The sequence below is a fragment of the Enterobacter sp. B79-1 genome (assembly GCF_057444735.1).
The window spans coordinates 276,783-289,559 of the sequence record NZ_JBYAZJ010000005.1 but is presented as its reverse complement, the minus strand read 5'-3'; the positions used below and the strand labels follow the sequence as shown (position 1 = coordinate 289,559).

Below are 12,777 nucleotides of genomic sequence, written 5' to 3'. Positions count from 1 at the left end.
ATGAAAAAGACATTGGTAGCTTTAATTCTGGTAAATGTATGTACCGCCACGACCGCTTTTGCCGCCGCAGATGCAGGCACCTGGTATAGTGGGGCGAAATTTGGCTGGTCACATTATTTTGACACCAATACAGGCTCTAAAGCACTCGAGAGTAATAACAGCTCTAACCATTTTGATATCGACCACGATAATGTCGGCGGCGGTATCTATACGGGTTACCAAATTACGCCATGGCTTGCGGTTGAAGGCGGTTATGATTATCTGGGCAATATGCAGATAAAAGGCCAGCATAGCGCGGGTGGACAAATGAAAGCCCAGGGCCTGCAGATGTCTTTAAAAGCCAGCTATGCCCTGACGAACAACTGGGATATCTATGGCCGTGCGGGTGCGATGGGTTACCGTGCTGAATCTGATGTAAGTGGTCACAATCGTTTTGAAACCGGTGTACGCCCGCTTGCCGCAGTCGGTACGGAATACGCATTCAATAAAAACTGGGCTGGCCGCATGGAGTACCAGTGGGTCAGCAACGTGGGTAATGCCAACCAGATTGGCGTCAGCAGCGATATTAGCTCCGTTACGGCGGGGTTGACCTACCGCTTTGGTCAACACGATTAGTCCCTGTGTTCTTTTCGATGATAAAAAAGCCCGGCTACCCTGTAGCCGGGCTTTTTATCGTTTAACCCGTTATTAAGAGTTTCAGGACGAGATTGATATTTCTCAGGCCAGCTTCATTTTTATCTTTCAGGTATTGCTGGTTCACCATATCTAACTGTTCCAGCCTGGTGAGGGAGGCGTAGACGGATTGGACGGGACTGTCTTCTTTAAAGATATCTTTTGCCGAGGCATCCTGAAGATACTGTGATTTAAGACTGCGTGTTAATGAATCAATTTGGTGTTTATTCTCCTGGTAGAGCGACGCAATATGTGACGTTTGTACTGCGGGTGGTTTCTCACCGGGTAAAATTAAAGGAACCTGCAAATGGTTAATCTGTTCGACTTTATCGGGTGGAGCAGAGCGACAGGCGGTTAAGGTGCTCAGGCTAAATATAACGATAAAAAATGGCGTTATCTTCATTGGTTATCCTGGAGTGAATAAATGGAGTGAACATTATCCTGACTGGCAATGACGACAACAGGTTAAGTTTGTTTATTTTTAAACGTTATTTGAATGGGGAAAGAAATAATTGGCTGGTAACCTTATTTCCTAAACACATATCCGAACGTAATGATGACGTGTAGGGGATTTATGAAACTGAAAACTCTCGTTAACGCAATGACCGTTGCCGGTCTGGTATCCACCTCGCTGGTGGCCGCTCCTGCCATGGCGCAGTCAACGGCAAAAGAAGCGACCACCCATACCAAAGCAAATAATGATGCGCTGTATGGCCAGCTGCCGTTTTTTGATAAAACCGATTTTAGCAACGCCCATAAAGGCTTTATTGCTCCGCTGCCACAGGATGTTATTAAGGGTGAAAAGGGCAATGTTATCTGGAACCCGCAGCAGTACGCGTTTATCAAAGAAGGGCAAAAAGCGCCGGATACGGTAAACCCAAGCCTGTGGCGACAGGCGCAGCTGATTAACATCAGCGGCCTGTTTGAAGTGATGGACGGCGTTTACCAGATCCGTAACCTCGACCTGTCAAACATGACCATCATGGAAGGCAAAGAGGGGATCACGGTTATCGATCCGCTGGTCTCTGCCGAAACCGCCAAAGTGGGGATGGATCTCTATTATAAAAACCGCGGTAAACGTCCGGTGGTGGCGGTGATTTATACCCATAGCCACGTTGACCACTATGGCGGCGTGCGCGGCGTGGTGGATGAAGCCGATGTGAAATCGGGCAAAGTGAAAGTCTATGCCCCGGCAGGCTTTATGAAAGAAGCGGTCTCCGAGAACATCATGGCCGGGAATGCGATGAGCCGCCGGGCCAGCTACATGTACGGCAACCTGCTGAAGCCGGACGCAAAAGGCCAGGTTGGCGCGGGTCTCGGGACGACCACGTCTGCCGGGACGGTGACGCTGATCGAGCCGACTCATTACATCACCGAAGATGGTCAGAAAGAGGTTATCGACGGTCTGACGTATGACTTTATGATGGCGCCGGGGTCAGAAGCGCCGTCTGAAATGCTGTGGTACGTTGAAGAGAAGAAGATGATTGAGGCGGCGGAAGATGTGACCCACACGCTGCATAACACCTACTCATTACGCGGGGCGAAGATCCGCGACCCGCTGGCCTGGTCGAAATACATCAACAGCGCCATTGAGCGTTGGGGTGATAAGGCTGAAATCATTATGGCGCAGCACCACTGGCCGACGTGGGGCAACGACAACGTGGTGAAGCTGATGAAAAGCCAGCGCGATATGTACCGTTATATCAATGACCAGACGCTGAGACTGGCGAACAAAGGGCTGACGCGAGATGAAATCGCGGCCAATTTTGCGCTGCCGGACGGATTAGCCAAATCCTGGGCGGGCCGCGGCTATTACGGCTCGGTAAGCCATGACGTGAAAGCGACCTATGTGTTTTACCTTGGCTGGTTCAACGGTAATCCGGCAACGCTCGACGAACTTCCGCCGGTCGACGCCGCGAAGAAATATGTCCATTATATGGGCGGTGCCAGCGCCATCCTTGAAAAAGCCAAAGCCGATTATGCTCAGGGTAACTACCGCTGGGTCGCGCAGGTGGTAAGTAAGGTTGTGTTTGCCGATCCATCAAACAAAGCGGCGCGTAATCTGGAAGCGGACGCGCTCGAACAGCTGGGCTATCAGGCGGAGTCGGGCCCATGGCGTAACTTCTATCTGACCGGCGCGCAGGAACTTCGTAACGGCGTACAGAAATTGCCGACGCCGAATACCGCCAGCCCGGATACGGTTCGCGCCATGTCCCCGGAGATGTTCTTTGATTTCCTCGGGGTGCACATCAACGGCGTGAGAGCGGCGAATGCAAAAGCGGTGTTCAACGTTGACCTGGGTAAAGATGGCGGTCAGTACAAGCTGGAGCTTGAGAACGGCGTGCTGAATCACAGCGCGAATGCGGTCGCAAAAGAGGCGGATGCCTCAATCACACTCAGCCGCGATACGCTGAACAAAATCATCCTCAAGGAGACCACGCTGAGACAGGCGCAGGAGAAGGGGGATGTGACGGTGACAGGCAATCAGGCGAAGCTTGATGAGCTGCTGAGCTATATGGATAGCTTTGATTTCTGGTTCAACATCGTTACCCCGTAGACGAAAAAAAGGCTGCTCACGCAGCCTTTTTATTTTTAGATAGTCCCGTCGCCCCCGTCCGAGCACCACACTTGCCCGGAGGTAAACGAACATTCGTCAGAGGCTAACGTCACGTACAGCGGCGCGATTTCAACGGGCTGGCCCGGACGTCCCAGCGGGGAACTCTCGCCAAAGTGTTTCACTTTCTCCATCGGCTGCCCGCCGCTCGACTGAAGAACCGTCCAGTAAGGCCCCGGCGCAACGGCGTTGACGCGGATCCCTTTAGGTCCCAGCTGTTTCGCTAAGGCTTTGGTAAATACCGCCAGACAGGCTTTCGTCTGCGCGTAATCGAGCAGCACGGCGCTCGGCTGTACCGCCTGCACGGAGGAGGTATTGATGATCGATGCAGGCTCTTTCAGGTGGCGCAGCGCCGCTTTGGTGATCCAGAAGGGCGCGTAGACGTTGGTTTTGAAGGTGGCGTCAAAATCTTCGGTGGTGAGTTCTTCCAGCGTCTCGCGATACTGCTGGCGACCGGCGTTATTGACCAGAATATCCAGCCCGCCAAGTTTTGCTACCGCCTCTTCCACCAGGTTCTGGCAAAAGGTCTCATCACGCACGTCGCCGGGAAGCGCGACAGCTTTCCGTCCCTCGGCTTCGATCAGCGCAATCACCTCAGCGGCGTCCTGCTCCTCTTCGGGCAGATAGTTGATGGCGACATCGGCGCCTTCGCGGGCATAGGCAATCGCCACGGCGCGGCCAATCCCTGAATCACCGCCGGTGATCAACGCCTTCTTACCGGCCAGTCGGCCATGCCCTTTATAGCTCTTTTCCCCGTGATCGGGCACGGGTTGCATCTCGGACGCCAGACCCGGCGGCGTTTGCGGCTGCTCAGGGAATGGCGGTTTTGGGAAAGCGTTGGTACGTTGTGTGGTATCACTCATTGCTGACTCCTTACAGGCCAAGGGGTGAGATTTGATGGATAGTGACAGCGTTAACGCTTCGCTGAATTTATTTCTGCAGATGATCGACGCGTACGACAGGAGGTGATGATTTCTTATCCAGTGAGCCGTTAATACTGATCATCTGATCGGGTTTGACGGTTCTGTCGTCAAACACCGCTTTAGGGATAATGACGTCTATTTTTCCCGTTTTATCCTGGAAAACATATTTGTCGCCGCTTCCGTCAATCAGGTTTCCGCGCAGTGAGATGGTTGCGCCGTCATGCATTCCTTTTGCCTGGTTAATGGTCATAATCCGCGCGTCATCCGTGCCCCGATAACCGTCGTCCAGCGCATGAGGCGGAGGAGGCGCTTCGCCTTTTTGTAACCCGCCGTTATTATCTGCCCAAGCGGCGGGAACCAGTAATATTAATAAGGCTGAAATGACTGATAATTTCATCCGATATCCTTCATTTTGGCTGTCTTGACTTATTAAGTATTGTTGCTATTCCTTTATGTGGCAAATGTGATAAGTCCTAAAAGCATTTGCTTATAGAAATCATAAATTTCGACAAATAAGCGAAGCGGTGAGGGCGACGATGAATCGTAAAAATGAAAAGCTGCCCGGGATAAATGAAAGTTATCGTTTGCTGTCGTTCGAGTATGCATTTCGGCAGGTCGGTTTTATCCTGTTGCTGGCTATTATTATCGCGGCAATTGCCGGTCTGTTTTCGAGCGGGGCGGTCAGTGATACTGAGAAAATCAATTCGGCAAAAACGCTTACTCTCAACTATGAGCGTTTTGGTCGCCGGGAAACAGAGTTTCCGCTGCAGATCGCCTTCCCGGTAAAAACCCAGGGGGAATATGTCATCAGCATGGCGAGCGAGAGCGGTGATGTCTATGAGCCGGGCAGCATCTGGCCGCAGCCTGACAGCATGTACAGCCGGGGAGATACGCTGTTTTTCGTCTATAACAACCTAAAATATAATGAAAAATTCACCGTCAGACTATTTCTGACGCCATCGAAGGCGGGGAAGTGGGCAAATGCAATTCGTGTAAACAACGAGCCAGAAATTCGCTTCTGGCAGTTCATTTACCCTTAGGAGACGAATATGGATATGGTCTTTCGAGCCTTGGCCATTTATCTTTTTCTGGTCGTGGTATTCAAAGTGGCTGGACGGCGCGCGCTGCTGCAAATGACCAGTTTCGACCTGATCCTGCTGCTCATCATCAGTGAAGCAACGCAACAGGCGCTGTTGGGACAAGATTTTTCGGTCACCGGTGCGATGATTACGATCGCCACGCTGGTGGTGGTAGACATTATATTTGGCTTAATGAAAAAGTATTTCTCTCCCGTTGAGAATATTCTGGACGGCACGCCGGTAATATTAGTGGAAAACGGTATTCCACTCATGGATAAACTTAAGAAAGTGGATGTTTCTTGCGATGATATTCTGGTTTCAGCACGTCAAAATAACGGCGTGACGGAGTTGAAAGAAATCAAATACGCTATTCTGGAAAGGAATGGTCATATTTCCATCATTCCTTTTGAAAATTAAGAGGCACCGGTATGCATAATCTGGAGCATGATAAAAATGAAACCGTCGGGGAATTAACGAAAAAGCTGGCGACAAAACTCACGGATTTAGGGCTGCGTTTGACCACGGCGGAATCCTGCACGGGCGGCAATCTGGCGGTTGCGCTCTGTGCCGAGGAGAACACGGCAGAATTCTATGATGTCGGGATGGTGGTGTTCAGCGATGAGGCGAAAGAGAGGATCCTGGGCGTTCGTCATGAAACCCTCGCGCGCTTCACCGCCGTCAGTGAACAAACGGTCACCGAAATGGCAGCGAAAATTCGCGATATTGCGCAGGCCGATATCAGTATCGCTATCAGCGGATATGCGGGGCCAGAAGGCGGGGATGACGGTACGGCAGCCGGAACCGTCTGCTTCGCCTGGAATTTAGGCGAGCGTACGGAAACGAGTACCGTGCACTTTTCCGGTGAATGTCAGGATGTGGTGGAAAAAGCGGTCCGTTATGCCTTATCTGAACTGATCGAGAAGCTATCAGGCTTGAAATAAAGGCGGAGGTTGTATGGCTGTAATTGTCATTACCGGCGGGACGGCGGGCGTGGGGAAAGCGACGGCGCTGCACTTTGCGAAAGCGGGCTACGATGTGGGAATTATTGCCCGCGAGGAAGAGAGCCTGCACTCCACGCAAGAGGAGCTACGCCGTTTTGGCGTCAATGCGTACGCCGTGCAGGCCGACGTGGCGGACAGCCAGGCCGTCGTCGATGCCGCCAACGAGATTGAGTACCGCCTGGGTGCAATCGATGTGTGGGTTAATAACGCGATGGGGGCCGTGCTGGCACCGTTTCGCACGATGACGCCCGATGAATTTCGCCGCGTTACGGAGGTCACCTATCTGGGCTACGTGAACGGCACCCGCGCCGCGCTGGAGCTGATGGTGCCCCGCGATCGCGGGACGATCGTTCAGGTTGGCTCCGCGCTGGCCTATCGATCCATCCCACTGCAGTCTGCCTACTGCGGCGCAAAAGCGGCGATCCGCGGGTTTACCGACGCGGTGCGAACCGAACTGATACACGAAAATAGCCGGGTTCAGCTTTCAATGGTGCAGATGCCGGGTCTCAATACGCCGCAGTTTGACTGGGCGAGAAACAAATTTGCCTGGGCGATGCGCCCCGTTCCGCCCGTCTTCCAGCCCGACGTGGCGGCCAGCGCCATTTTTAAGGTCGCGCAGAAACCGGTGCGTGAACTCTGGGTGGGCAGCAGTACCATTCAGTCGATTGTCGGGCAGTTTCTCTTCCCCGGTTTTCTTGACAGGCTGATGGTAAAAAAGGCGTGGGAAGGGCAGATGACCGATAAGCTGAACGCCGAAGACCGCCGGGACTATCTGGATCAACCGGTCAACGATCTGCACAAAATCCATGGACGCTTTTCTGCCGAAGCGAAGGATCGTGCCACGACCGTCTCCTCCGGCATGCCGGGGAAAGTGTTGCTCGGTTCGCTCGCGGTCGCGGGGCTGGTCGTGGCTCGCCTGCTGTCGACCCGGAAAAAATAGTCAGCGCAGCGCGGTGCGGTTGGTCCAGAACCAGCGGTAGCCGTATCCGCCGATATTGAGCTCCACCGTTTTACCGGGCAGTAGCGCATCCTCGTACCGTTTGTCTGCCAGACAGGCGGTCCAGGTGGCGTGGCGGATCCCTTTCGCGGTGAGCTGAACCGCCTTGTCGCTGAAGTTCACGAAGGTCAGAATGCTGCGCTCGTCGGTTTCATAATAGAGCCCCAGGACTGCATCGTTGTCGATGTTGATGAGTCGAAACGGTGCCATGCCTATTTCCGGGAACTCTGAACGCGTATTGGCAATATCAATGATGCGATGCAGAAGCGAGTTGCGGTGCAGAAGGGAATCCGCCACGTTGATTTTTTGATAGCGGAAAGGACCGCGACCGATGACAGGGGCGATAAAGGTGTCGGGGTCGGCATCCGAAAAACCGCCGCCCTGCGAGCCCGCCCACTGCATGGGGGTGCGGACGGCGTAACGTTCTTCCAGCGCCAGATCGTCACCCATGCCGATTTCATCCCCGTAGCGCATCACCGGTACGCCCGGCAGAGAGAACAGCACTGCATGACAGAACGCCAGCCGTTTTTGATCGCCATTCAGCATCGGCGCCAGGCGGCGGCGAATGCCGCGCTGGTACACGTTCATGTCGTCATCCGGGGCAAAGGTATTAAGAACGGTCTGCTTCTCTTTTTTGCCGATCCCCTCCAGATCCAGCTCGTCATGATTGCGCAGCCAGTTGGCGAAACAGCAGGAATCCGGCGGCACGATCATTTTCTTCACCGCCTTGCGCAGCGGGCGGGCGCTTTTCTCGGCCAGGCTGACGTAAAAATACTTGTTGAGCCAGAAGTTCAGCACCAGATTCAGGCGATCGTTATCACCAAAGTAGTCTTTATATTCCTCGACCTCGACGTCCACTTCCCCGAGCAGGATCGCCTCCGGGTTGTGTTGCTCAATCAGTTGACGCATATGTTCGAGGATCCACAGCCCCTTTTTCTCATCCCCACGCCCGGCCTGTTTTGTCAGATGAGACGCCGCATCCAGGCGAAAGCCCGACACGCCGAGCTTGAGCCAGAAGAGGATGATGTTGTCGATCTCTTTGAGTACGGCAGGCGAGGCCAGATTCAGATCCGGCTCATGGCGATAGAACATATGCCGGTAGTATTGTCCGGCTTCCTCGTCCCATGACCAGATGCTTTTCTCCACGCCGGGAAACATGGGCGGCGTGTCGTCATCGTCGTTATCGGACCACAGGTAATAATCGCGAAAGGGGGACTGCGGGTTGCGGCGCGCCTGTTGAAACCAGGGATGCGCGTCCGAGGTGTGCTGGATCAGCAGCTCGATAATCACCTGCATGCCCAGCTCGCGGGCCTGCTCAATAAAGGCGATGATATCCTTCAGTTTTCCAAAGCGTGGGTCGACCTGCAGGTGGTCGCTTACGTCGTAGCCTTCATCCAGAAACGGCGTCAGATAAAACGGGGTGATCCAGATAACCGTTGCCCCCATCCGGCGGATGTAGCGCAGCTTGGCCCCAATTCCGGCGATGTCCCCGCAGCCATCGCCGTTTAGATCGTAAAACAGGGCGGTATCAATCTGGTAGATAATCGCTCGTGTATGCCAGCCAGCCATAGCGTCCCTCAGTGATAGCCTTCCGTATCAGACACTTTGCCCCGGAAGACGTAGTAGCTCCAGGCGGTGTACACCAGAATCACCGGAATAATCAGCAGCGTCCCGACCAGCATAAACAGCTGGCTGGCAGGCGGCGCGGCGGCCTCCCACAGGGTAATACGCGGCGGAATAATGTGCGGCCACAGGCTGATGCCCAGCCCGCTAAAGCCGAGAAAGATCAACCCGAGCGTCAGCAGGAACGGGCGGGCATGGCTGCCTGGATTACGGGTTAGCCGCCAGATCAGCAGGCTAAACACCGCCACCAGAAGGGGGACCGGCAGGAACCAGAAGAAATTCGGCAGGGTGAACCAGCGGTCGGCCACGTACTGCCAGCCAAGGGGCGTCCAGATGCTGACCACCGCGATAACCACCATCAGCGCCAGCAGCACGTGGCGGGTCAACTCGCGCATGCGGGTTTGCAGCGCGCCCTCGCTTTTCATGATGAGCCAGGTCGTCGCCAGCAGGGTATAAGCGACGATCAGCCCCAGCCCGCAGAACAGGTTGAACGGCGTCAGCCAGTCCAGCGATGAGCCGACAAAGCGTCGTCCTTCCACCTCGAAGCCGTTGATCATCGCCCCGACGACGATCCCCTGACTGAACGTGGCGAGCAAGGATCCGCCCGCAAAGGAGTAGTCCCAGAATTTGCGGTGCGACGGCGTCGCCTTGAAGCGAAATTCGAACGCCACGCCGCGAAAGATCAGGCCAATCAGCATGGCGGTAAGCGGAATGGTCAGCGCATCAATGATCACCGCATAGGCCAGGGGAAACGCACCAAACAGCCCCGCACCGCCCAGCACCAGCCAGGTTTCATTTCCGTCCCAGACCGGGGCCACGCTGTTTACCATCACGTCGCGCTCTTTGGCATCACCCACAAAGGTGAAGAGCATCCCAATTCCGAGATCGAAGCCGTCCATGATGATGTACATCAGCGTGGCGAAGACGATGATTGCAAACCAGATAACCGAGATATCAACGCCCATCAGCTTCTCTCCTCTTCAGGAACAGATTCAGCGGCAGACAGCGGACGGGCAGGGGTGCCCGAGGTGTTAGAGGTTAGCGTGCCAACAGGCTGCGGCCCTTTCTTAATTAGCCGAACGAGATAGACATAGCCCACGCCAAATACCGAACAGTAGACCACGATAAAGGCCAGCAGGCTGATGCTCATCTGCAGCGTGCTGTGCAGCGATACCGCGTCGATGGTGCGCAGGTAGCCGTAGACTACCCACGGCTGGCGGCCCACTTCGGTGGTCACCCAGCCGGCCAGCAGTGCGAGCAGCCCGGCGGGCCCCATGCAGAGGGCAAACCAGTGAAACGGACGCGAGTGGTATAGCCGGTGCCGGTAGCGCAGCCAGACGCTGAGCGCGCCGAGCGCAATCATCAGCAGCCCCATCCCGACCATGACGCGGAACGACCAGAAGACAATCAGGGAGTTCGGACGATCTTCTTTCGGGAAGTCCTTCAGGGCGGGAACCTGTTTATCCAGGCTGTGGGTCAGGATCAGGCTGCCGAGCGCGGGGATCTCCAGCCCGTATTTGGTACGCTCCTCGTCCATATCAGGCACGCCAAACAGCAGCAGCGGCGTCGCTTCGCCCGGCGGGTTCTCCCAGTGCCCTTCGATGGCCGCAATCTTGGCGGGCTGGTGCTCCAGCGTGTTCAGGCCGTGCATATCGCCGACCACCGCCTGGATGGGGGCGACCAGCAGCGCCATCCACATCGCCATTGAGAACATTTTGCGCACGGCGGGCGTGTCGTTGCCGCGCAGCAGGTGCCACGCGCCCGACGCGCCCACAAACAGCGCGCTGCTCAGGAAGGCGGCGATGGACATGTGGATCAGCCGATACGGGAAGGAGGGGTTAAAGATAATGGCCAGCCAGTCCTCGGGGATCACCTGGCCGTTCTGAATACTGAAGCCCTGCGGGGTGTGCATCCAGCTGTTGGAGGCGAGGATCCAGAAGGTGGACATTAACGTCCCCAGCGCCACCATGCAGGTCGCGAAGAAGTGCAGGCCAGGGCCGACCTTGTTCCAGCCGAACAGCATCACGCCCAAAAAACCGGCTTCGAGGAAGAAGGCGGTGAGCACCTCATAGGTGAGTAGCGGGCCGGTGATACTGCCTGCAAACTGGGAAAAGCCGCTCCAGTTAGTACCGAACTGGTAAGCCATCACCAGACCGGACACCACGCCCATGCCAAAGTTGACGGCAAAAATCTTTAGCCAGAAATGGTACAGCGAACGCCAGACGTCGTTTTTGGTGCGCAGCCACATGCCTTCGAGCACCACCAGATAGCTGGCAAGCCCGATGGTGATGGCGGGAAAAAGGATGTGAAACGAGACGGTAAAGGCGAATTGTATTCTGGCCAGATGAAACGCATCGAGTTCGAACATGGGCCGTACCTCTGTAACGGAGGGCTAACGAGAATTGCCAGGCAGCCTCAGGCTACCTGGCAAAACCGATTACGGTTTTTTCTTCCCTGCGCCAAGCTCGGCGCCGGTTAGCGGATCGGCGTTTGGATCGGACTTCGTGCGTGCAGACATAGCTTTGACCAGCGTGGCCTGCTCGGTCGTTAGCGTTACGCTTGCACTGCCGTCTCCTCCATCAACCGCTGGCTGGGGAGATTCCACGTAGTCGAAATGCTTATCGCTGTTCCAGCTTCCGCGAACTTCTCCACCTTCAGACATATTGTAGTACTTGTTGGTGTACTCCTCGATTGGCGGCAATTTTCCGGGCGGAAAATTATTGCGGATGGACTGCAGCGCCTTTTCAAAGGAGAGCTGGTGCGCCGCCTCACGCGTCATCAGAAACGCCAGCGCATCCTTAACCCCCGGATCGTCCGTCACGTTGATCAGCCGTTCATAAATGATCTTGGCTCTGGCTTCCGCCGCCACGTTTGAACGCAGGTCGGCGGTGGGTTCGCCGATGGTGTCAATGTAGGCTGCAGTCCACGGCACGCCCGCCGAGTTGGTCAGCGGCGTACCCCCGCCGTATAGCAGCGACGTGATGTGGCTGTCGTTGCCGTTTTCGGTCATTGACCGATACAGTTCCGCTTCACTTTCAACACCTTCCGCCAGCTCGCCTTTGGCCCCTTTGTTAAGCATACCGACCAGGGTGCCGATAATTTCGAGGTGGCTCAGCTCCTCGGTCGCGATATCCATCAGCATATCTTTGCGGCCAGGATCGTCATCGCTCAGTCCCTGAGTGAAGTAGCGACAGGCGGCGGCAAGTTCGCCCTGCGGCCCGCCAAACTGTTCCAGTAACAGATTGGCCAGGCCCGGATTGGGTTCGGCCACGCGAACCGTATACTGCAGCTGTTTTACGTGTCGGAACATAGACTCTCCCTCTCCAGTTATTTTTTCGCTTCAACGCCGTCCGCGTCCGAGCGCAGCAGGAACTGTTCCGTCGTTTGCGGAATATGGCGAATCAGCCAGTCGGCCATTTCGCGCTCTTCCGCCAGGATGGTCTCAATGGCGGGTATCGAGGCGGTATCACCCGCTTTTTTGGCGGCTGCCAGCAGGGAGGTATAACAGGCAATTTCAAACTGCTCGAAAACGTAGCCGCTGATTGAGCCTTTTACGATCTCATCGGAGGGGAACATGCCGCCAATGGACTGCCCCAGGGCCGCCATTTTGCTCATTGAATCTTTTAAAACCGAACGTGAAATATCATTGCGATCGAGAATTTCTTCCAGCAATGTGATTTGGCGTTTTGTCTCATTACTATGTTGTTCGATACGAGCGCGTAAATCGGGATAGTTTTCAATACGGCTGGCCATGGATTCCAGCATCGATTCGGCTTGCTTTTCCATTGCATGGGCATCGCGCAGCCAATCATGGTAGTGTTCTACATGATTCATAATAAACTCCTGTGAGTTATTTGATTTAATTAAA

Annotated in this window: 14 protein-coding genes; 6 read left to right on the top strand and 8 right to left on the bottom strand. The window is 55.0% G+C overall.

The annotated features are described in order from the left end of the window. Positions 1-615: an outer membrane beta-barrel protein gene (locus AC2T6E_RS16160; RefSeq protein ID WP_316383099.1), complete on the top strand. Its 615-nt coding sequence runs from the start codon at positions 1-3 to the stop codon at positions 613-615. Between the two features lie 61 nt (positions 616-676). Here AC2T6E_RS16160 and AC2T6E_RS16155 read toward each other — a convergent pair whose 3' ends face one another. Then, the gene (locus AC2T6E_RS16155) at positions 677-1,075 is read right to left on the bottom strand and encodes a hypothetical protein (protein ID WP_486692485.1); all 399 of its coding nucleotides are present in this window, start codon (positions 1,073-1,075) and stop codon (positions 677-679) included. 171 nt (positions 1,076-1,246) lie between these two features. Between AC2T6E_RS16155 and AC2T6E_RS16150 the strand changes: the two genes are divergently transcribed. Further along, positions 1,247-3,229: an alkyl/aryl-sulfatase gene (locus AC2T6E_RS16150; protein ID WP_486692483.1), complete on the top strand. Its 1,983-nt coding sequence runs from the start codon at positions 1,247-1,249 to the stop codon at positions 3,227-3,229. 35 nt (positions 3,230-3,264) lie between these two features. On the opposite strand, the gene AC2T6E_RS16145 is transcribed toward AC2T6E_RS16150, so the two are convergent. Together AC2T6E_RS16145 and AC2T6E_RS16140 are read right to left on the bottom strand one after the other, a co-directional pair. After that, a complete protein-coding gene (locus tag AC2T6E_RS16145; RefSeq protein WP_108416320.1) occupies positions 3,265-4,149 on the bottom strand; it encodes an SDR family oxidoreductase in 885 nt (294 codons plus the stop codon). 67 nt (positions 4,150-4,216) lie between these two features. Continuing rightward, positions 4,217-4,606 carry a YdeI family stress tolerance OB fold protein gene (locus AC2T6E_RS16140; protein ID WP_042714533.1) on the bottom strand — a complete coding sequence of 130 codons (390 nt, stop codon included), beginning with the start codon at positions 4,604-4,606 and terminating at the stop codon, positions 4,217-4,219. Between the two features lie 139 nt (positions 4,607-4,745). Between AC2T6E_RS16140 and AC2T6E_RS16135 the strand changes: the two genes are divergently transcribed. Genes AC2T6E_RS16135 through AC2T6E_RS16120 form a run of 4 tightly spaced genes read left to right on the top strand, consistent with a single transcriptional unit; the run spans position 4,746 to position 7,229 of the window. Continuing rightward, positions 4,746-5,249, top strand: a complete 504-nt coding sequence (locus AC2T6E_RS16135) for a hypothetical protein (RefSeq protein ID WP_174340212.1) — start codon at positions 4,746-4,748, stop codon at positions 5,247-5,249. Between the two features lie 9 nt (positions 5,250-5,258). Next, the gene (locus AC2T6E_RS16130) at positions 5,259-5,705 is read left to right on the top strand and encodes a DUF421 domain-containing protein (protein WP_174340172.1); all 447 of its coding nucleotides are present in this window, start codon (positions 5,259-5,261) and stop codon (positions 5,703-5,705) included. Positions 5,706-5,716: 11 nt separating this feature from the next. Beyond that, the gene (locus AC2T6E_RS16125) at positions 5,717-6,229 is read left to right on the top strand and encodes a 2-oxo-tetronate isomerase (RefSeq protein ID WP_126815930.1); all 513 of its coding nucleotides are present in this window, start codon (positions 5,717-5,719) and stop codon (positions 6,227-6,229) included. A gap of 13 nt (positions 6,230-6,242) precedes the next feature. Next, positions 6,243-7,229, top strand: coding sequence for an SDR family oxidoreductase (locus AC2T6E_RS16120; RefSeq protein WP_486692479.1), 987 nt, complete (start codon positions 6,243-6,245; stop codon positions 7,227-7,229). On the opposite strand, the gene AC2T6E_RS16115 is transcribed toward AC2T6E_RS16120, so the two are convergent. The 5 genes from AC2T6E_RS16115 to AC2T6E_RS16095 form a co-directional block, all read right to left on the bottom strand. Next, entirely contained in the window at positions 7,230-8,855 is a 1,626-nt protein-coding gene (locus tag AC2T6E_RS16115) for an alpha-amylase family protein (RefSeq protein WP_486692477.1), read from the bottom strand. A gap of 8 nt (positions 8,856-8,863) precedes the next feature. After that, entirely contained in the window at positions 8,864-9,874 is a 1,011-nt protein-coding gene (gene cydB / locus AC2T6E_RS16110; RefSeq protein WP_108416326.1) for a cytochrome d ubiquinol oxidase subunit II, read from the bottom strand. Then, positions 9,874-11,277 (bottom strand): cytochrome ubiquinol oxidase subunit I, encoded by a 1,404-nt coding sequence (locus AC2T6E_RS16105; protein ID WP_010435240.1) that lies wholly within the window; start codon positions 11,275-11,277, stop codon positions 9,874-9,876. The genes cydB and AC2T6E_RS16105 overlap by 1 nt, the downstream gene beginning before the upstream one ends. A gap of 69 nt (positions 11,278-11,346) precedes the next feature. Next, positions 11,347-12,219: a manganese catalase family protein gene (locus AC2T6E_RS16100; protein WP_010435239.1), complete on the bottom strand. Its 873-nt coding sequence runs from the start codon at positions 12,217-12,219 to the stop codon at positions 11,347-11,349. 17 nt (positions 12,220-12,236) lie between these two features. Then, a complete protein-coding gene (locus tag AC2T6E_RS16095; protein ID WP_214605867.1) occupies positions 12,237-12,743 on the bottom strand; it encodes a ferritin-like domain-containing protein in 507 nt (168 codons plus the stop codon). Positions 12,744-12,777 lie beyond the last annotated feature (34 nt).

Bases quoted from the DNA above. Each gene is read 5' to 3' on its own strand.
- AC2T6E_RS16160 (WP_316383099.1), top strand. From the start codon at position 1: ATGAAAAAGACATTGGTAGCTTTAATTCTGGTAAATGTATGTACCGCC.
- AC2T6E_RS16155 (WP_486692485.1), bottom strand. From the start codon at position 1,075: ATGAAGATAACGCCATTTTTTATCGTTATATTTAGCCTGAGCACCTTA.
- AC2T6E_RS16150 (WP_486692483.1), top strand. From the start codon at position 1,247: ATGAAACTGAAAACTCTCGTTAACGCAATGACCGTTGCCGGTCTGGTA.
- AC2T6E_RS16145 (WP_108416320.1), bottom strand. From the start codon at position 4,149: ATGAGTGATACCACACAACGTACCAACGCTTTCCCAAAACCGCCATTC.
- AC2T6E_RS16140 (WP_042714533.1), bottom strand. From the start codon at position 4,606: ATGAAATTATCAGTCATTTCAGCCTTATTAATATTACTGGTTCCCGCC.
- AC2T6E_RS16135 (WP_174340212.1), top strand. From the start codon at position 4,746: ATGAATCGTAAAAATGAAAAGCTGCCCGGGATAAATGAAAGTTATCGT.
- AC2T6E_RS16130 (WP_174340172.1), top strand. From the start codon at position 5,259: ATGGATATGGTCTTTCGAGCCTTGGCCATTTATCTTTTTCTGGTCGTG.
- AC2T6E_RS16125 (WP_126815930.1), top strand. From the start codon at position 5,717: ATGCATAATCTGGAGCATGATAAAAATGAAACCGTCGGGGAATTAACG.
- AC2T6E_RS16120 (WP_486692479.1), top strand. From the start codon at position 6,243: ATGGCTGTAATTGTCATTACCGGCGGGACGGCGGGCGTGGGGAAAGCG.
- AC2T6E_RS16115 (WP_486692477.1), bottom strand. From the start codon at position 8,855: ATGGCTGGCTGGCATACACGAGCGATTATCTACCAGATTGATACCGCC.
- cydB (WP_108416326.1), bottom strand. From the start codon at position 9,874: ATGGGCGTTGATATCTCGGTTATCTGGTTTGCAATCATCGTCTTCGCC.
- AC2T6E_RS16105 (WP_010435240.1), bottom strand. From the start codon at position 11,277: ATGTTCGAACTCGATGCGTTTCATCTGGCCAGAATACAATTCGCCTTT.
- AC2T6E_RS16100 (WP_010435239.1), bottom strand. From the start codon at position 12,219: ATGTTCCGACACGTAAAACAGCTGCAGTATACGGTTCGCGTGGCCGAA.
- AC2T6E_RS16095 (WP_214605867.1), bottom strand. From the start codon at position 12,743: ATGAATCATGTAGAACACTACCATGATTGGCTGCGCGATGCCCATGCA.